Source organism: Pseudomonas morbosilactucae (genome assembly GCF_023241715.1).
In the GTDB taxonomy this organism is placed as follows: Bacteria; Pseudomonadota; Gammaproteobacteria; order Pseudomonadales; family Pseudomonadaceae; genus Aquipseudomonas; species Aquipseudomonas morbosilactucae.
Genome location: NZ_JALQCW010000022.1, coordinates 1 through 17,358 on the forward strand (window position 1 = coordinate 1; position 17,358 = coordinate 17,358).

Here is a 17,358-nt window from a genome sequence, read left to right on the forward strand (position 1 = left end):
GTGGGACGAAGGACATCATGCCGCGGCCGCCAGGGACGGCGCGATCATCGGGATGGTGATCAGGAAGAACACCTTGAAACGGCCGGGCGCCCAGGTTCCATGGCCGCCTCTTCGATGGACAGGTCCAGTTCGCGCAGGCGGGCCGACACCACCACCGCCACATAGGCGGCGCAGAAGGTGGTGTGGGCGATCCAGATGGTGACGATGCCGCGCTCCATGGGCCAGCCGATCAACTGGGCCATGGCCACGAACAGCAGCAACAGCGAGAGGCCGGTGATCACTTCCGGCATCACCAAGGGCGCGGTCACCAGGCCGCCGAACAGGGTGCGGCCCTTGAAGCGGGTGACCCGGGTCAGGACGAAGGCGGCCAGGGTGCCCAGGGCCACGGCGGCAACGGCGGTGTAGCAGGCAATCTCCAGGGAGCGCAGCACTGAGCCCATGAGCTGGGTGTTGTCCAACAGGCCGACGTACCACTTCAACGACCAGCCGCCCCACACCGTCACCAGCTTCGACGCGTTGAACGAGTAGATCACCAGGATCAGCATCGGCAGGTAGATAAACAGCAGGCCGAGCACCAGCATCAGTTTTGCAAAGCCGAAACGCTTCATGCCCGTGCCTCCATTTCTTTGGCCTGGCTGCGGTTGAACAGCAGGATTGGAATAATCAGGATCGCCAGCATCACCACCGCCAGGGCGGAGGCCACCGGCCAGTCGCGGTTATTGAAGAACTCTTGCCACAGCACGCGGCCGATCATCAGGGTTTCCGGGCCGCCCAGCAGTTCCGGAATCACGAACTCGCCGACCACCGGAATGAACACCAGCATGCAACCGGCGATGATGCCGTTCTTGGCCAGGGGCACGGTGATTTTCCAGAAGTTGTTGAAGTTGCTCGAACCCAGATCCGAGGCCGCTTCCAGCAGGCTCTGGTCGTGTTTCACCAGGTTGGCGTACAGCGGCAGGATCATGAACGGCAGGTAGGCGTACACCACCCCGATGTACACCGCGGTGTTGGTGTTGAGGATCTCGATCGGGCTGGAGGTCAGGCCGCTCCACATCAGGAAGGCGTTGAGCAGGCCGTTGTTGCTGAGGATGCCCATCCACGCATAGACGCGAATCAGGATCGCGGTCCAGGTCGGCATCATGATCAACAGCAGCAGGACGTTTTGCGCTTCCTTACTGGCCTTGGTGATGGCGTAGGCCATGGGAAAGCCCACCACCAGGCACATCAGGGTGCTGAGCAGGGCGACTTTCAGCGAGCCCAGGTACGCCGAGATGTAGAGCTCGTCACCGGCCAGCAGCGTGTAGTTGCCCAGGTTCAGCAGCAACTGGAATTTTTCCTCGGCGAAGCTGTAGATCTCCGAGTAGGGCGGAATGGCCAGGGCCGCTTCCGAGAAGCTGATCTTCATCACCAAGAAGAACGGCAGCATGAAGAACAGGAACAGCCAGAGGAAGGGAATGCCGATCACCAGCTTGCGACCGCTGGGCAGCACACGGATCAAACGCTGATTCAGAGTCATGGCGGAGGTCCTCATGCGCGCAGTACCACGCCGCTGTCGTCTTCCCACCAGACGTAGACCTGGTCATCCCAGGTCGGCCGTGCGCCACGTCGCTCGGCGTTGGCCATGAACGACTGGACGATCTTGCCGCCGGGCAATTCCACGTAGAACACCGAGTGGCCGCCGAGGTAGGCGATGTCGTGGACCTTGCCCCGGGACCAGTTGTAGCGGGCCTCGGGCGCGGTGCTGCTGACCAGCATTTTTTCCGGGCGGATGGCGTAGGTCACCGACTTGTCCTGCACCGAGGTGCTGACGCCGTGGCCGACGTAGATCTTCTGTTCCAGCTCCGGGCAGTGAATCACCGCGTAGCCTTCCTGATCCTCGATGACCGTACCGTCGAAGGCGTTCACGTTGCCGATGAACTCGCAGACCATGCGGCTGACCGGCGCTTCATAGATGTCGATCGGGCTGCCGATCTGGGCAATCCAGCCCAAGTGCATGATGGCGATGCGCTGGGCCATGGTCATGGCCTCTTCCTGGTCGTGGGTCACCATCACGCAGGTCACGCCCACGCGTTCGATGATTTCCACCAGCTCCAGCTGCATCTGCGAGCGCAGCTTTTTATCCAGGGCGCCCATGGGTTCGTCGAGCAGCAGCAGTTTCGGGCGCTTGGCCAGGGAGCGGGCCAGGGCCACACGTTGGCGCTGGCCACCGGACAGTTGGTGAGGGCGGCGCTTGGCGTACTGGGTCATGTGCACCAGCTTGAGCATTTCCTCGACCCGGGCCTCGATTTCGCTGGCGGGCAAGCGGTCCTGCTTGAGGCCGAAGGCAATGTTCTGCGCCACGGTCATGTGTGGGAACAGTGCGTAAGACTGGAACATCATGTTGATCGGCCGCTCGTAGGGCGGCATGTCGGTAATGTCTACGCCATCCAGGTAGATGCGTCCTTCGGTGGGCCGTTCGAAGCCGGCCAGCATGCGCAGCAGGGTGGATTTGCCGGACCCCGAACCGCCGAGCAGGGCGAAGATTTCCCCTTGGTGAATCTCCAGGGACACATCGTCTACCGCCACGGTTTCATCGAATTTCTTGGTCACGCGGTCGACCTTGACCAGAACCTTCTGCGGCGCCGGATGGCCTTCAAGGGCCTTGCGGTAAGTGCTGGAGGCGTTTGCCATGTGAAACTCCCAACAGGTGTCAGTCGCCGGGCCAAAGGCGGCCCGGCTTGAAGTGGATGGCCAACCCGCGTGGGGCGGGTTGATTCGGCGCAGCCGTCCTGGCTGCCTGACGCTATTTGTTGTTGTGGTCTTGCCGTGTGTTGCTCACGCCGAACGTCGGGCGCACGCGGGTGCGCTCGCCGCTGGGGCAGGGCGTGTGGTTCGTTGAAGGGCTGGAGTGGCTGCCGTGGAACGGCAGCCACGGCTCAGCGACGTTGCGCGGCGCGTTGCCGGCAGGCGTCGCCAAAGGCCTGGAAAATACTCAAGTAGGGCGGGTTGGACAGGACCTGCCATTCCGGGTGCCACTGCACGCCGAAGGCGAACGCCTGGCTGTTTTCCACGGATACGGCCTCGATCAGGCCATCCGGTGCCACGGCCTCGACCCGCAGGCCGTCGGCCAGGCGGTCGATGCCCTGGCTGTGGATCGAGTTGACCTGGATCTCGCCGGACAGGCCCATGCGCTCGAATACGCCGCCGGGCTGGATCGTCACCGGGTGCGCCGGGGCGTACTGCACCTCGACGCGCGGGTCGTCGGCTTCGCGGTGGTCGAGCATGCCCGGCACCTCATGCACCTTCTGGTGCAGGCTGCCGCCGAAGGCCACGTTGAGTTCCTGGAAACCGCGGCAGATGCCCAGCACCGGCGCACCGGCCGCGATGGCGGCGCGCAGCAGGGGCAGGGTGGTGGCGTCCCGTTGTGGGTCGTGGGCGGTGCCCGCTTCGCTGGGCGGCCCCTGATAGTGGAAGGGCTCCACATTGGACGGCGAGCCGGTGAACAGCAGGCCATCCAGGTGCTCGAACAGGCCCTGGATGTCGGTCAGGTCGGCCAGGGACGGAATCACCACCGGCAGCCCCAGGGCCGCGACGCTGACGGCACGCAAGTACTTGTCACCGCTGACATGGTAGGGGTGCAGCCCGATCTCTTTGACGCACGCAGTTACGCCGATCAATGGCTTGAGTGCCATTTTTATCACCTCGAAATTCACGCTGGAACGAGTTTTTCCAGAGCTTAGCCTCGTTGATTTTAATTGACAACTTCAATGTCAAAAATTCTATACGGTATATGTCTGTTGTTCTGGTTTTGCGTGGTTCGTGGCGCTATTCGCTAGTTATTGGTGCAAAATAATTAACGTGTTGGTCGATGTGTTCGCTATTGACTTCACTTTTCCTTTCGGATTGACTGCGCTCAAGCAACAGCTTTGAACATAATAATTAACACATAGGTGCATCATGTCGGTCCCACTGCGTGCCGTTCAGCTCAACGAAGCCAACGCCTTTCTGAAGAAACACCCCGAGGTCCTGTATGTCGATCTTCTGATTGCAGACATGAACGGTGTGGTGCGCGGCAAGCGCATCGAACGCACTGCACTGCATAAAGTGTATGAAAAAGGCATCAACCTCCCGGCCTCGTTGTTCGCTCTGGACATCAATGGCTCCACCGTGGAAAGCACCGGCCTGGGCCTGGACATCGGCGACTCCGACCGCATCTGCTACCCGATCCCCGACACCCTGAGCATCGAGCCCTGGCAGAAGCGACCCACCGCGCAACTGCTGATGACCATGCACGAACTGGAAGGCCAGCCGTTTTTCGCCGACCCGCGGGAAGTGCTGCGCCAGGTGGTGAGCAAGTTCGACGACCTGGGCCTGACCATCTGCGCCGCGTTCGAGCTGGAGTTCTACCTGATCGACCAGGACAACGTGAACGGCCGCCCGCAGGCCCCGCGTTCGCCGATCTCCGGCAAGCGTCCGCATTCGACCCAGGTCTACCTGATCGATGACCTGGACGAGTACGTCGACTGCCTGCAAGACATCCTCGAAGGCGCGAAAGAGCAGGGCATCCCTGCCGACGCCATCGTCAAGGAAAGCGCCCCGGCCCAGTTCGAAGTCAACCTGCACCACGTCAGCGACCCGATCAAAGCCTGCGATTACGCGGTGCTGCTCAAGCGCCTGGTGAAAAACATCGCCTACGACCACGAGATGGACACCACCTTTATGGCCAAACCCTACCCGGGCCAGGCCGGCAACGGTTTGCACGTGCACATCTCGATTCTCGACAAGCAGGGCAACAACATCTTCGCCAGCGAAGACCCGGAGACCAACGACGCCCTGCGCCACGCCATCGGCGGCGTACTGGAAACCCTGCCGGCGCAGATGGCCTTCCTGTGCCCCAACGTCAACTCCTACCGTCGCTTTGGTGCGCAGTTCTATGTGCCGAACTCGCCGAGCTGGGGCATCGACAACCGCACCGTGGCCGTGCGCGTGCCCACCGGTTCGCCGGACGCGGTGCGCATCGAGCACCGAGTGGCTGGCGCCGACGCTAACCCGTACCTGCTGATGGCTTCGGTCCTGGCCGGTGTGCACCATGGTTTGACCAACAAGATCGAGCCGGGCGCCCCGGTGGAAGGCAACTCCTACGAGCAGAACGAGCAAAGCCTGCCGAACAACCTGCGCGACGCCCTGCGCGAGCTGGATGACAGCGAGGTCATGGCCAAGTACATCGACCCGCTGTACATCGACGTGTTTGTGGCGTGCAAGGAAAGCGAGCTGGCGGAGTTCGAAAACTCCATCTCCGACCTGGAATACAACTGGTACCTGCACACGGTCTGACGGCCGCTGTCCCTTTCTCTGTTGAGTGCATGACATGACCAAGCAGCGCCATGACTGGGAGCAGTACTTCCAGTCCCTGAGCCTTGAGGGCCGGGCCTTTATCGACGGCGAATACCGCTGGGCCGCCAGCGGCCAGACCTTTGACAGCATCAGCCCGGTGGACGGGCGTTTGCTGGCCCAGGTCGCCAGCACCGACGAGGCCGACGCCGACTTGGCGGTGGTCGCCGCACGTCGGGCCTTTGAGTCCGGCGTCTGGCGCTTGCAGGCCCCGGCGGCGCGCAAGCGCGTGCTGATCCGTTTCGCCGAACTGATCCTCGAGCACCAGGAAGAACTGGCCCTGCTGGAAACCCTGGACATGGGCAAGCCGATCGGCGATTCCATGGCCATCGACGTGCCAGCCACCGCCAACGCGATCCGCTGGAGCGCCGAGGCCATCGACAAAATCTATGACGAGGTGGCGCCTACGCCCCACGACCAGTTGGGCCTGATTACCCGGGAACCCTCTGGCGTGGTGGCGGCCATCGTGCCGTGGAACTTCCCGATGATCATGGCCAGCTGGAAGTTCGGCCCGGCCCTGGCGGCGGGCAACTCGTTCATCCTCAAACCTTCGGAAAAGTCGCCGCTGACCGCCATTCGCCTGGCCCAACTGGCACTCGATGCCGGCATTCCTCCGGGTGTGTTCAACGTGCTGCCGGGGTACGGCCACACGGTCGGCAAAGCCCTGGCCCTGCACATGGACGTGGACGTGCTGGCGTTTACCGGTTCCACCGGGGTGGCCAAGCAACTGCTGGCGTATTCCGGCCAGAGCAACATGAAGCGGGTGTGGCTGGAAGCTGGCGGCAAGAGCCCGAACGTGGTGTTCGCCGATGCCCCGGACCTGCGCGCCGCCGCTGAAGCCGCCGCTGCGGGCATTGCCTTCAACCAGGGCGAAGTCTGCGTGGCCGGCTCGCGCCTGCTGGTGGAGCGCTCGATCCGCGAGGCGTTTATTCCGCTGTTGGTGCAGGCCCTCAAGGCCTGGACCCCGGGGCACCCGCTGGACCCTGCGACCAAGGTCGGCGCGGTGGTCGATCAGCGGCAACTGGACAACGTGCTGCGCTACATCGACATCGGCAAGGAGCAGGGCGCCCAGTTGCTGATCGGCGGCCAGCGCACCCTGGAAGAGACCGGCGGCCAGTACGTGGAGCCGACGATTTTCGACGGTGTGACCAACGCCATGACCATCGCCCGTGAAGAAATCTTCGGCCCGGTGCTGTCGCTGATCAGCTTCGACACGGAAGAGCAGGCGCTGCAGATCGCCAACGACAGCATCTTCGGCCTGGCTGCCGCCGTGTGGACCGCCAACCTTAGCCGCGCCCACCGCTTTGCCCGGAGCCTGCGCGCCGGCAGCGTGTGGGTCAACCAGTACGACGGTGGCGACATGACGGCGCCCTTTGGCGGCTTCAAACAGTCGGGCAATGGTCGCGACAAGTCGCTGCACGCCTTCGACAAGTACACTGAGCTCAAAGCCACCTGGATCAAGCTCTAAGACACATAACAACGGCGCTTGCCGGCCCGCGTCGGCCAAGCGCCCAGGAGTCCGAAACATGCAAACCCACGTCAACAGTTACTACGCCGCGACCCGTAACCACACCGGCGACTTTCCCGTGCTCGAAGAGTTGGTGGAGTGCGACGTCTGTGTCATCGGTGCCGGCTACACGGGGCTGTCGTCGGCGCTGTTCTTGGCCGAGGCCGGCTACAGCGTCACCGTGCTGGAAGCGGCCAAGGTCGGCTTCGGTGCCAGCGGGCGCAACGGCGGGCAACTGGTCAACTCCTACAGCCGCGATGTGGACGTGATCGAGCAACGCTACGGTGAAAAAAGCGCGGAGATCCTCGGCAGCATGATGTTCGAAGGCGCCGACATCATTCGCCAGCGCATCCAGCACTACGACATCCAGTGCGACTATCGCCCGGGCGGTATTTTCGCCGCCCTGAACAAGAAACAGCTCAAGGGTCTGGCCGAACAGAAAAGCAGTTGGGAGCGCTACGGCAACCAGAATCTGCACCTGCTCGACAGTAACGACATGGCCCGCGAAGTGGGCTGCGAAAACTACGTCGGCGGCCTGCTGGACAAGCAGGGCGGTCATGTTCACCCGCTGAACCTGGCCCTGGGCGAGGCCAGCGCCATCATCGGCCTGGGCGGCAAGATTTTCGAGCAGTCGGCGGCCGAGGAAATCACCTACGGCGAACCCAATGTGGTGCGCACCGCCAAGGGCGTGGTCCGCGCCAAATACCTGCTGATCGCCGGCAACGCCTACTTGCCGCAGAACCTGGACGCTCGGGTCACCCGCAAAAGCATGCCGTGCGGCTCGCAGATCGTGGTCACCGAACCGCTGTCGGAACAGGTGGCGCGCAGCCTGATCAGCAACAATTACTGCGTGGAAGACTGCAACTACCTGCTCGATTACTACCGCCTGACCGCTGACAACCGCCTGCTCTACGGCGGTGGCGTGGTGTACGGCGCCCGGGAGCCGGACGATATCGAACAACTGATCCGTCCGAAAATCCTCAAGACCTTCCCCCAGCTCAAGGGCGTGAAAATCGACTACCGCTGGACCGGCAACTTCTTGCTGACCATGTCGCGCATGCCGCAATTCGGCCGTATCGAAAAGAACGCCTATTACATGCAGGGCTACAGCGGTCACGGCGTCACCTGTTCGCACCTGGCCGGTAAATTGATCAGTGAAGTGATCCGCGGCGACGCCGAGCGCTTCGACGCCTTTGCTTCCTTGCCGCACATGCCGATGTTCGGCGGCCGCACCTTCCAGGCCCCACTGACCGCGATGGGCGCCGCCTACTACGCTCTGCGCGACCGCTTCGGCGTCTGAAGCCCTCGCCAATCGGTCCCCGGCGGCACTCCCGCGGGGGCCATGGGAACGCGCGTGGGGGGCCGGCTGGCAGCGATCCAGCGGGTGACCATGCGCTACTGGGCAAGCCCTTCTCTGACGCTGCGCGTCACCCTTAAACCCCCCGCTACAGCCGCCTGCACAAACGTGATTTAATAGCCGACTTTAATCTTCCAGGGGCACGGAAACGGCGAATTTCGCGACAGCAGTCGCCCGCACTCCACGCCGCCAATATCCTTGAGTTTTCCTCACATAAGGCTGTTATGGACACGGGCACCCGACTCAAACTGGTTCGCGAAAGCTACAAACTCTCCCAGCGCGAGCTGGCCCGTCGTAGCGGCGTGACCAACGCCACCATCTCCCTGATCGAACAGAATCGCGTCAGCCCCTCCGTCAGCTCATTGAAAAAACTGCTGGAAGGCATCCCCATGTCCCTGGCCGACTTCTTCACCTTCGACCAGCCGCCCCGGGAACATCAATACGTGTTCCGCGCCAACGAACAACCCGACCTCGGCCGCGACGGCCTGCGCCTGCTGATGGTCGGCGCGCCGTTGCCAAGCCGGCAGATGCGTTTCTTGCGGGAGCAATACGCCCCCGGCGCCAGCTCCGGCGAAGAAGCGATCGTGCACGCGGAAGGGGAAGAGTGCGGGATCGTCACCCGTGGCACCGTGGAGCTCACGGTGGACGGCCAGGTCAGCGTGTTGAACCCGGGGGACGGGTATTACTTCCCCACGACCTTACCCCACAGTTTCAGGAACATTGGGCAGGACGAAGCCGAGATTATCAGCGCGAATACGCCGGCGAACTTCTAGTTTGGGGTAGGGGCCTCGGCTGTTGGCAGCGGCGGCAAAGTCCGCCACTGCGCGCTACCCCGCAGGCCATGCGCCTGACGCAAATGCCGCTTCGACCCGAAGCGGCAGGACCCACCAGATCAATCGTCCAGGTTGCCCATGGCCGTGGTGTTGAACCCGCCATCCACGTACATGATTTCCCCGCTGATGCCCGATGCCAGGTCCGAGCACAGGAAGGCGCCGGCGTTGCCGACTTCTTCGATGGTCACATTGCGGCGCAGGGGTGTTTGCGCCTCGTTGGCGGCGAGCATTTTGCGAAAGTTCTTGATCCCCGAAGCGGCGAGGGTACGGATCGGGCCGGCCGATACGGCGTTGACCCGCGTGCCTTCCGGGCCAAGGCTGCCGGCCAGGTGACGCACGCCTGCTTCCAGGCTGGCCTTGGCCATGCCCATCACGTTGTAGTTCGGCATGGTCCGCTCGGCGCCCAGGTAGGACAGGGTCAACAGGCTGCCATTGCGCCCCTTCATCATTGGCCGCCCGGCTTTGGCCAGGGCGATGAAGCTGTAGGCGCTGATGTCGTGGGCAATGCGGAAGCCGTCGCGGGTGGTGGCTTCGGTGAAGTCGCCGTCCAGTTGGTCGCCCGGCGCAAAGCCCACCGAATGCACGATGCAGTCCAGTGCGTCCCATTGTTGGCCAAGCTTGTCAAAGACCTGGGCGATGTCCTCGTCGCTGGCCACATCACAGGGGAAGCACAGCCCAGGGTTCGAGCCCCACTCAGTGGCGAACTCCTCCACGCGGCTGCGGAGCTTTTCGTTCTGATAGGTGAAGGCCAGCTCGGCGCCCTCGCGATGCATCGCCGCGGCAATGCCCGACGCGATGGACAACTTGCTGGCGACACCGACGATCAGAACGCGTTTGCCCGTTAGAAAACCCATGTGTTGCTCCTTGAAGTTTCGCTTTTCACTGCTGCTGCCAGGTGCTTTCAGCAGGCCTTGAGCAACGGCACATTATCGGAAGCATGAGGACGTCATGCCTCGGTTCGGCTGCTGGGCATCATGCGCAGGCGAGCCGGTTCCAGCACTCTGCGCCCATGACAAACTAGGGTATGGGAGGCACGCAGCAAGGGCCTGGAATCCCATAGCAGGAATATGGCGGACGAAATATGCGCTGAGTTACATGGCCTGCGGTCGCTGATTTTTACCAAGAAGAGCGGCGGCCTGTGGCGAGTGGTACCTTTTGCAGCGTCTCCTCCAGAGTCCGACGCATGATGCGCCACCCCTCGACGCCACCGGTCACCCGCGCTGCCACTGCGGCCGACACCCCCGCAACCCCGCCTGTGCATCCGCCCCTTTGGCATCATCAACCCAGTGAGCTGTTCAGCTCGGGAGGCAGCTCCCTGGGCACCGTCGCCTTCTACTTTGTGTTGCTGGTTACCTTGCCGGTCTACGCTCTGGTGCTGTTGGCGATCACCTTGTTCGAAGCCGCCAAAGGGCTACCGTTGACCTACGCAGAAACCCTCACCGACCCCTTGCTGCTGGGCCCCTTGTTTGGCACCGCGTGCCTGGCCGCCTGCATCTTCTGGTGGTTGGGTTCCGAGCCCTGGGTGCACGATTTCAGCTTCGACGAAACCCAGCAACGCCTCACCTACAGCGAAACCCGCCCGGCGCGAAAACCCAGGCAAGTGCAGGTAGCGTTCAGCGATATCTACTCCATCACGCCTTACCAGATGAGGGAGTACGAAAAGTTTGGCCACTACCAAGTGACCTATAAAGGACCCAAAGGCAAAACCATCCAGCGCCGCTTGGGCACCCATATTCCGTTGGTGGAAATGGAGGCTCATTCAGCGTGGTTGCGGGGGATGATCGGCAAGCGGATGAGTGAACTGATCAGCTTGGAGTTGTAAGGGCGGGGCGGGCTCATTAAGGCGTTCAGGTTCGCCAGCCTGCTGGAAATTGAAGGTCATCCCGTGACCGTCCGAGCCGAGGCCAGGCCACAAAAGACCTGCTTTGCACGCTGCTACCTGAGCGATATGACGTTGATCGTTGGTATTACGACCTCTACTCACCGCTGGTTCTGGCTATTTATGAAGAAGACAAAGCCCAGGCCAGCACGCTATTGCAGCCGTACTGTGACGTCTGGTACCCGGCGTTTGAGTAAGCGCCCCGGCACGACACCCACCTGCTGCGAGAGATTTTCAGCCGAGCCACTCGAAACATGCAGCGCCTTTGGAGTAGGGCATTGGGCTGGACTGCCCCCAGCAGCGGCAAACTTCAGTAGTGATAGACTTCGCCCCCATCAAAGGGCTAGAAAAAGCACTTTGCCTGGAGCGAGCATGAGTCAATAAAGATGAAGTACGAACTGTGGCTTGATCCTGATGACGGCCAAACATTTTGTCTAAGCGGGCCTCAAGGTGATAGTGCTCGTGGACTTCTTCACGCCGAAGCCAAGCGTGTTTGGGAAGTTGAAGCGGGAAGCCACTTTGAGGCGATGACGAAGTACTACTCCTATATGGAGTGGGGCGAATACAAGACCGATTTTTTCGATCAGGATCAAATTCCCTCACCGCAATAGAGCAAGACTTACCTAGCCTTCAAGTGAGCATAAATTCTAGCTTTCAGTTCAGTTTCACTGATCGTCCGTCTCCGGCCAAAAGTGCTCGCTCACTGTTCAAGAAACCTGGGGCGGTTCAGGCAGCGGCTTTTTTGAGTCAGGTCTGCACCTGCCAGAACATGGTCTGGACCAGGATGTGCGGATGGCTTTCCAGGGGCTCCCACTCATCGATGAAGGAGAAGCCCTGCTTCAGATAGAAGTGCGCGGCTCTTGTATTGTCGGGAGAGACGTCCAGAAAAACCCGATCATGGCCTTTCTCGATCGCCCGGCGTTTCACTGCATCGACCAGCCGACTCGCTACGCCAGAGCCACGTGCCGAGGGCTCGATCCACATCCCGATCAAGTTGTAGCGATGGGTGCCACTGACTGCGGCGCCGATCATGCCTACGGGTGTGTGGTCCTTGAAGGCCAGCCAGAATTCTGTTCGGGTTGACGAGGCTCGTTCTTTCCACTGTTCGTCACTGTAGTTCGCGGCGGTTGAGTAACTCACGCCAAAGGCTGTCGGTGTGTCCAAAAGCGCGGCGAGGCGCACGCGCTTTAAATGCATCCAGTCCGTGGTTTGCGTCAGTCGAATGTCCATGTCCTTCCTTAAAATCGGCGAAACGCCAGAATAGCCCAGGCTCAAGCTCGGGCGGGCAAACCGTCCAGAAACTCGGAAACCTCGCGAGTGCTGCGCAGTTGGATCACCGGGATCTGCGGGGCGATGGCCTGGCGCACGGCCTCGATGCCGGGGCGGTTTACCCGGTCGAAATGCCACACGAAGCTGAGAAATTTCAAGAACGCCTTATTCAATTTCTCGGTACAGCCCGCAGGCAGATCCGCCCGTGGTCGATTCAGCGCGCTGCGGAGCATGACTCGGCGCAAGCAAGTGGCTCGGTGGGTGTCGAGCCAGATGACCAGGTCGGCACGGGGCAGTCGCAGGTCAAAGGTGCGGCGGGAATAGTTGCCTTCACTGATCCAGGTGTCCCCGGAGACGGCTTGCTCGACGCGTGTGCGGAACACCTGGTTATCCGCTTCCACCCAGTCGGGCTCCCAGAACAGTGTATCCAGGTGGACCACCGGCAGATTCAGGCGGCGGCCGAGTTCACGGGGCAGGGTCGATTTGCCACTTCCCGCGTTGCCCAGAATAACGATGCGCTGCATCAGCAAATCCCTGCTGTAAAAAACGCGCCAGTCTATCAAGAGCGCAGGTATCTGGCCTCGGTGACGTGGCCCGTCATAGGTTTTCAGAGGGGCGGTCAGGGTTTGAGCCTGGCCCTTGTCGCATAAATTTGAAATGTACGGCGATGCTCGACAGAATCGCGCCCCAATCTGGCCAAAGGTGCCGGGTGTTCGTGGTGAAAGGGGCGGCAGTTGAACCAACAGACATTGTCCATGCGCCTGGAGCGTGTGGCGGCGCACGTGCCAGCGGGTGCGCGCCTGGCCGATATCGGCTCGGACCACGCCTACCTGCCGGTGGCGTTGATGCGCCGTGGCGTCATTGTGGCGGCGGTGGCCGGCGAGGTGGCCTTGACCCCGTTCTACTCGGCGGAGCGTACCGTGCGTGAGAACGGTCTGGAGCAGCGCATCGCTGTGCGCCAGGCCAACGGCCTGGCGGCGATCGAGGCCGAAGACAGGATCACTGCGATCAGCCTCTGCGGCATGGGCGGCGAAACCATTCGCGACATCCTCGACAGCGGCAAAACGTACCTGAGCGGGCAGGAGCGGCTGATCCTGCAGCCCAATGGCGGCGAGCAGCCTCTGCGCCAATGGCTGATGGACAACGGCTATCGCATCCTCGCGGAAGAAGTGCTGCGGGAAAACCGCTTCGACTACGAAATCATCGTTGCCGAACGCTCCGGGCCGGTGACCTACAGCGCCGAGGAACTGTACTTTGGCCCACAGCAGATGCAGGCACGCAGCCCGGCGTTCCTGCTGAAGTGGCAACGCTTGTTGCGCCTGAAGCAGCAGACCCTGAGCAACTTCGCCAAGGCGCGGCAGGCCGTACCCGAGGCGACGGTGCAAGAAACTGTCCGGCAGGTTCGGTGGATCAGCGAGTTGCTGTCCTAGCGCCGCTCTCTGACTGTCGAATTCGCAGCAAAGCGTTTTCGCGCAGTCAGAGGCGCACGCGCAGGGCTACTTATGCATGGGCATCAACGCCGATCTGCGCTTGCAGCCAGTCCTGATAGACCGCTGTGCTGTCGGTCGACAGGCCGCCATTTTTGGCGGTGATGGTCTTGCCGTCCAGGCGTCCGATTTCGACCAGGTACTGCAGGCCCTGGAGCACATGGCTGGCGGCGTCCTTGCTCAGTGACGACACGTCGGGCAGCTCGACGGTGTTGTTTTTGTCGTCGATGGTCGCCCAGGTGGGATTGGCTCTATAGGTGGCGATCATCGTTGCGTTGGAGCGTTCCGACTCAAGAAAGGTAGCGTCCAGTTTGGCCTGGAGTTCCGGTGTCGCGTTGGCGACCTGAATCCTCATGGACTTCAGGGTGCCATTCTCCAAGGATCTGATGAGCGCGTTATAGCCCGGCATTTTGGATGAGGTGCTTCCTATCATGTTGCGACTCCTTGGTGGTTTGCCGAGAAACAGAGCAAAACTCAGGCCAGTGGCTGCAAACCTTGCCCTGCTAGGCTTTGACGCTGGCGACAGGGGCAGGTCGGTGGCACGGGCTTGCCGAGGCTGGCAAGCCGTTGCCACCGCTGGCCCGGCGCCGTGGTAACGTCGCGCTCTCTGTCTGCCTTGCTGTGTCTCTCAATGAAAATGCCCGACATCGACGCTATCCAGGCCTTCGTCCTGGTTGCCGAACTCAAGAGCTTCACCCGCGCCGCCGACGCCCTGGGCGGTACCCAGGCAGCCATCAGCCTGAAGATCAAGCGGCTGGAGGAAGGCCTGGGCCGCAAGCTGTTGGAGCGCACGCCTCGGCGGGTGATCCTGTCCGCCCAGGGCCAGGTGTTCCTGGCCAGCGCCCGGCGCCTGCTGGACAACTACCAGGAAGCGATCAACTGCTTCGGCCAACAGAAACGCACCTTGCGGGTGGGCGTCAGCCATCACATTGTCGGTGTCGACCTGAGCCAATGGCTGCGGCGCCTGGCCAACACTGACCCGGATGTGGTGGTTGCCTTCAGCCTTGGCACTTCCCGAGACATGCTCGACGGCTACGAACAGGGCCGGCTCGACGTGGCCCTGATCCTGCGCCATGACAATCGCCGCCAGGACGGCGAGGTGATCGGCACTGAACGCTTTGACTGGATGGCGGCCGAGGATTTCCGACTGTCACCCGGCGCACCGTTGCCCCTGGCTATTCAGCCCGATCCCTGTGGCATGCGCAGCATGGTGATGAGCGCCCTGGACGCCGAGGACCGGCTGTGGGAAGAGGCCTTTGTCGGCAGCGGCATCCTCGCCATTGGCGCCGCGGTGGTGGCTGGCATTGGCATCGGCGCCATGGTCGGCCGCATGGCACCTGAAGGCTGTGTGAGTGTGCAGCAACGCTTCGATCTGCCGCTGCTGCCCAGTCGCGACGTGGTGCTTTACAGCGGCCAGCGCGACGCCCAGGCCCAGGCGTTGATCCGGGCCTTGAGCGACGGTATTGCAGGTTCCTGATCAGTGCAGCAGGCGCCCGATCCAACTGCCCAGCAGGGTCAGGCTGACGATCAGCAGGCTGGCAACGCCGAAGGCGGCGAGCTGGATCAACAAGGCGGTAAGCGGCGGTATCCGGAGCGGTTCCATGGGGGCTTCCTTTGGCAGTGATGGCCGCCAAAGTATGGGCAGGGCCCGGGGCATGAAACAGGCGCTGCGGGCTATTTCAGTGATAAGCACAACGGCGGGTTAGTGCGGCCATTGCCAGGCTAAATGGATGGGCACACGGCCCCTTGGTCACCCTGAAGTTCCGTTATCCTGTGCACCGATCAATCAGCTTCGAGGGGCAGGAAATGGACCGCGTGCCAGTGGTAGACATCGATCTGAGTAGCGTGACCACCGCGGGTGAACTCCATGGCCGTTTGCGCGACGTCCTGGGTTTTCCCGATTGGTACGGCTGTAATTGGGACGCGTTCTGGGACGCGATCACCGGGCTGGTGGACTTGCCCGAGCAGTTGCGGATTACCGGTTGGCCGGTGTTGTCCCAGCGCCTGCCGGAGGATGCTCGGCTGATGAAAAAATGCCTGGCCGAAATGAACACCCAATACCCGGAGATGGCCACGCAGGTGCTGTTCGACTGAGCAGGGCTCGACAGGTGCCCTCGGAACGCCGGGGGGCCAGCAAGGTCCATGTTGTGGCGCTTGGATTCAAGGGCCAGCAGAGCGCCAACCATGGAGAAGCCGATGAACATCAAAGACAGCCCGGAGGACTACCAGGACCTCAAGCGTGCGGTGCGGTTGCTGGAAGCTCCGTCCCTGGCGGCGCGCCTTTCCGGCTTGCTCGGTTCGCCCATCGAAAGCGCGGTCAAGGCCTTGCCGGCGGTGGTGGCGAAAAAGATCAATGGTGCGGTGGTGGCCGCGCTGCACAGCTCCGCCGACGCCGCCTTGTGGAGCCTGGCCAACAGCCCGAAGAAACAAGCCTCCCCCTTGCTGCACAAACTCTATGCCGCCACGTCGGGAGCGGTGGGTGGGGCGTTCGGCTTTACCGCGCTGTTTGTCGAACTGCCGGTGTCCACCACCATCATGATGCGCTCGGTGGCGGATGTGGCCCGCAGTGAAGGCTTTGATCTGGACGACCTGGCCACCAAGCAGGCCTGCATCGAAGTGTTTGCCATGGGCGGCAACAGCAGCGCGGATGACGCGACCGAGACCGGTTATTACATCACCCGCAGCTTTACCACCCAGGCCATGCAGCAACTGTCCAAGGAGCTGGCGGCCATCGCCGCCAAGCAGGGCGCCGGCGCTGTCAGCCGCTTATCGCCGGGGCAGGTGGGCACCTGGCTGGCGGTGCTGATCGAGAAAGTCGCGACGCGTTATGGCGTGACCATTTCCAGCAAATTCGCGGCCCAGGCGGTGCCTGTGATCGGCGCCTTTACCGGTGCCACGATCAATGCGCTGTTCACCGATTTCTATCAGGACATGGCCCGTGGGCACTTCACCGTGAAGCGCCTGGAGGAACAGTACGGCTATGAACAGATCAAGAGCGAGTACGCCGAGATCATCGGCAAGCCACTGAGTACACAAGGGCCGGGCAGCCATCCACATGAGTGATTTTCCGCTTCTCCAGACCCCGCGCCTGATTCTCAGGGAGCTGGGCCCGGCTGACCTTCCGGCGCTGTTCGCCATTCACAGCGACGCCCAGGCCATGCAGTGGTTCGGCACCGATCCCATGACCGAATACCGGCAGGCCGAGCAACTGCTGGCCCAATTCGCCAGTTGGCGGGCCTTGCCCAACCCGGGCGTTCGCTGGGGCATCGAGCGCCCGTCCGTACCGGGCCTGTTGGGCACCTGCGGCCTGTTCAAATGGAACCGCCCGTGGCGCAGTTGCGCCATCGGCTTCGAACTGGCGCGTGAAGCGCAAGGGCAGGGGCTGATGACGGAGGCACTGGAGGCCATCCTCGGCTGGGGTTTTGCCCACATGGGCTTGAATCGGATCGAAGCCCAAGTGCATCCGCAGAACCTGGCGTCCCTCAAGTTGCTGGAGCGGGCAGGTTTTGTCCGCGAAGGGGTTTCACGTCAGGCGGGGTATTGGCTGGGGGCCCACCATGATCTGGTGCAGTGCTCGTTGTTGAGGGCGGAGGCGCTCGTCGATTAGCGACAAGTCCAGCCTTTGGGGGTGGTTGTTCTTCAAGGGCAATTCAAAT

General features: G+C 62.1%; 19 protein-coding genes and 1 pseudogene. 11 read left to right on the forward strand and 9 right to left on the reverse strand.

Annotated elements, in window-relative coordinates; genetic code table 11:
* The 4 genes and pseudogenes from M1B34_RS10590 to M1B34_RS10605 all read right to left on the reverse strand — a co-directional run.
* Window positions 1-608: pseudogene (locus M1B34_RS10590) on the reverse strand (ABC transporter permease subunit); the annotation flags it as partial.
* The gene (locus M1B34_RS10595; protein WP_268263605.1) at window positions 605-1,486 is read right to left on the reverse strand and encodes an ABC transporter permease subunit; all 882 of its coding nucleotides are present in this window, start codon (window positions 1,484-1,486) and stop codon (window positions 605-607) included. The pseudogene M1B34_RS10590 and the gene M1B34_RS10595, both read right to left, overlap by 4 nt.
* Before the next feature lie 41 nt (window positions 1,487-1,527).
* The gene (locus tag M1B34_RS10600; protein WP_268263599.1) at window positions 1,528-2,670 is read right to left on the reverse strand and encodes an ABC transporter ATP-binding protein; all 1,143 of its coding nucleotides are present in this window, start codon (window positions 2,668-2,670) and stop codon (window positions 1,528-1,530) included.
* A gap of 245 nt (window positions 2,671-2,915) precedes the next feature.
* A complete protein-coding gene (locus M1B34_RS10605) occupies window positions 2,916-3,671 on the reverse strand; it encodes a gamma-glutamyl-gamma-aminobutyrate hydrolase family protein (RefSeq protein WP_268265091.1) in 756 nt (251 codons plus the stop codon).
* A gap of 265 nt (window positions 3,672-3,936) precedes the next feature.
* On the opposite strand from M1B34_RS10605, the gene M1B34_RS10610 reads away from it, so the two are divergent.
* The 4 genes from M1B34_RS10610 to M1B34_RS10625 all read left to right on the forward strand — a co-directional run bounded on the left by M1B34_RS10610 (window position 3,937) and on the right by M1B34_RS10625 (window position 9,007).
* Complete coding sequence (locus tag M1B34_RS10610) at window positions 3,937-5,313, forward strand: glutamine synthetase family protein (RefSeq protein ID WP_123331498.1); 1,377 nt, start codon at window positions 3,937-3,939, stop codon at window positions 5,311-5,313.
* A gap of 34 nt (window positions 5,314-5,347) precedes the next feature.
* Window positions 5,348-6,838 (forward strand): aldehyde dehydrogenase, encoded by a 1,491-nt coding sequence (locus M1B34_RS10615; RefSeq protein WP_268265092.1) that lies wholly within the window; start codon window positions 5,348-5,350, stop codon window positions 6,836-6,838.
* Window positions 6,839-6,896: 58 nt separating this feature from the next.
* Window positions 6,897-8,177, forward strand: coding sequence for an NAD(P)/FAD-dependent oxidoreductase (locus tag M1B34_RS10620; protein ID WP_268265093.1), 1,281 nt, complete (start codon window positions 6,897-6,899; stop codon window positions 8,175-8,177).
* Between the two features lie 281 nt (window positions 8,178-8,458).
* Window positions 8,459-9,007 (forward strand): cupin domain-containing protein, encoded by a 549-nt coding sequence (locus tag M1B34_RS10625; RefSeq protein ID WP_268265094.1) that lies wholly within the window; start codon window positions 8,459-8,461, stop codon window positions 9,005-9,007.
* Between the two features lie 119 nt (window positions 9,008-9,126).
* Here M1B34_RS10625 and fabI read toward each other — a convergent pair whose 3' ends face one another.
* On the reverse strand, window positions 9,127-9,921 hold the full coding sequence (fabI, locus tag M1B34_RS10630; RefSeq protein WP_268265095.1) for an enoyl-ACP reductase FabI: 795 nt from the start codon (window positions 9,919-9,921) through the stop codon (window positions 9,127-9,129).
* 329 nt (window positions 9,922-10,250) lie between these two features.
* On the opposite strand from fabI, the gene M1B34_RS10635 reads away from it, so the two are divergent.
* Entirely contained in the window at window positions 10,251-10,889 is a 639-nt protein-coding gene (locus M1B34_RS10635) for a hypothetical protein (protein ID WP_268265096.1), read from the forward strand.
* A 443-nt stretch (window positions 10,890-11,332) separates the two neighbouring features.
* The gene (locus tag M1B34_RS10640) at window positions 11,333-11,557 is read left to right on the forward strand and encodes a hypothetical protein (protein WP_123331510.1); all 225 of its coding nucleotides are present in this window, start codon (window positions 11,333-11,335) and stop codon (window positions 11,555-11,557) included.
* 136 nt (window positions 11,558-11,693) lie between these two features.
* On the opposite strand, the gene M1B34_RS10645 is transcribed toward M1B34_RS10640, so the two are convergent.
* Window positions 11,694-12,176, reverse strand: a complete 483-nt coding sequence (locus M1B34_RS10645; protein WP_268265097.1) for a GNAT family N-acetyltransferase — start codon at window positions 12,174-12,176, stop codon at window positions 11,694-11,696.
* A gap of 41 nt (window positions 12,177-12,217) precedes the next feature.
* Window positions 12,218-12,739: a P-loop NTPase family protein gene (locus M1B34_RS10650; protein ID WP_268265098.1), complete on the reverse strand. Its 522-nt coding sequence runs from the start codon at window positions 12,737-12,739 to the stop codon at window positions 12,218-12,220.
* A gap of 210 nt (window positions 12,740-12,949) precedes the next feature.
* Here M1B34_RS10650 and M1B34_RS10655 point away from each other — a divergent pair, with 210 nt between their 5' ends.
* Window positions 12,950-13,645, forward strand: a complete 696-nt coding sequence (locus M1B34_RS10655) for a tRNA (adenine(22)-N(1))-methyltransferase (protein WP_279653226.1) — start codon at window positions 12,950-12,952, stop codon at window positions 13,643-13,645.
* A 70-nt stretch (window positions 13,646-13,715) separates the two neighbouring features.
* Here the strand turns inward: M1B34_RS10655 and M1B34_RS10660 are convergent, their stop codons facing one another.
* Complete coding sequence (locus M1B34_RS10660; protein WP_259740369.1) at window positions 13,716-14,057, reverse strand: hypothetical protein; 342 nt, start codon at window positions 14,055-14,057, stop codon at window positions 13,716-13,718.
* 276 nt (window positions 14,058-14,333) lie between these two features.
* Here M1B34_RS10660 and M1B34_RS10665 point away from each other — a divergent pair, with 276 nt between their 5' ends.
* A complete protein-coding gene (locus tag M1B34_RS10665; RefSeq protein ID WP_268265099.1) occupies window positions 14,334-15,179 on the forward strand; it encodes a LysR family transcriptional regulator in 846 nt (281 codons plus the stop codon).
* On the opposite strand, the gene M1B34_RS10670 is transcribed toward M1B34_RS10665, so the two are convergent.
* Window positions 15,180-15,305: a hypothetical protein gene (locus M1B34_RS10670; protein ID WP_268265100.1), complete on the reverse strand. Its 126-nt coding sequence runs from the start codon at window positions 15,303-15,305 to the stop codon at window positions 15,180-15,182. It lies immediately after the preceding gene.
* Window positions 15,306-15,508: 203 nt separating this feature from the next.
* Between M1B34_RS10670 and M1B34_RS10675 the strand changes: the two genes are divergently transcribed.
* The 3 genes from M1B34_RS10675 to M1B34_RS10685 all read left to right on the forward strand — a co-directional run bounded on the left by M1B34_RS10675 (window position 15,509) and on the right by M1B34_RS10685 (window position 17,309).
* Window positions 15,509-15,796, forward strand: coding sequence for a barstar family protein (locus M1B34_RS10675; RefSeq protein ID WP_268265101.1), 288 nt, complete (start codon window positions 15,509-15,511; stop codon window positions 15,794-15,796).
* Between the two features lie 90 nt (window positions 15,797-15,886).
* Window positions 15,887-16,765 carry an EcsC family protein gene (locus M1B34_RS10680; RefSeq protein WP_123331523.1) on the forward strand — a complete coding sequence of 293 codons (879 nt, stop codon included), beginning with the start codon at window positions 15,887-15,889 and terminating at the stop codon, window positions 16,763-16,765.
* Window positions 16,758-17,309 (forward strand): GNAT family N-acetyltransferase, encoded by a 552-nt coding sequence (locus tag M1B34_RS10685; RefSeq protein ID WP_268265102.1) that lies wholly within the window; start codon window positions 16,758-16,760, stop codon window positions 17,307-17,309. Before M1B34_RS10680 ends, M1B34_RS10685 begins: the two co-directional genes overlap by 8 nt.
* Window positions 17,310-17,358: the final 49 nt, after the last annotated feature.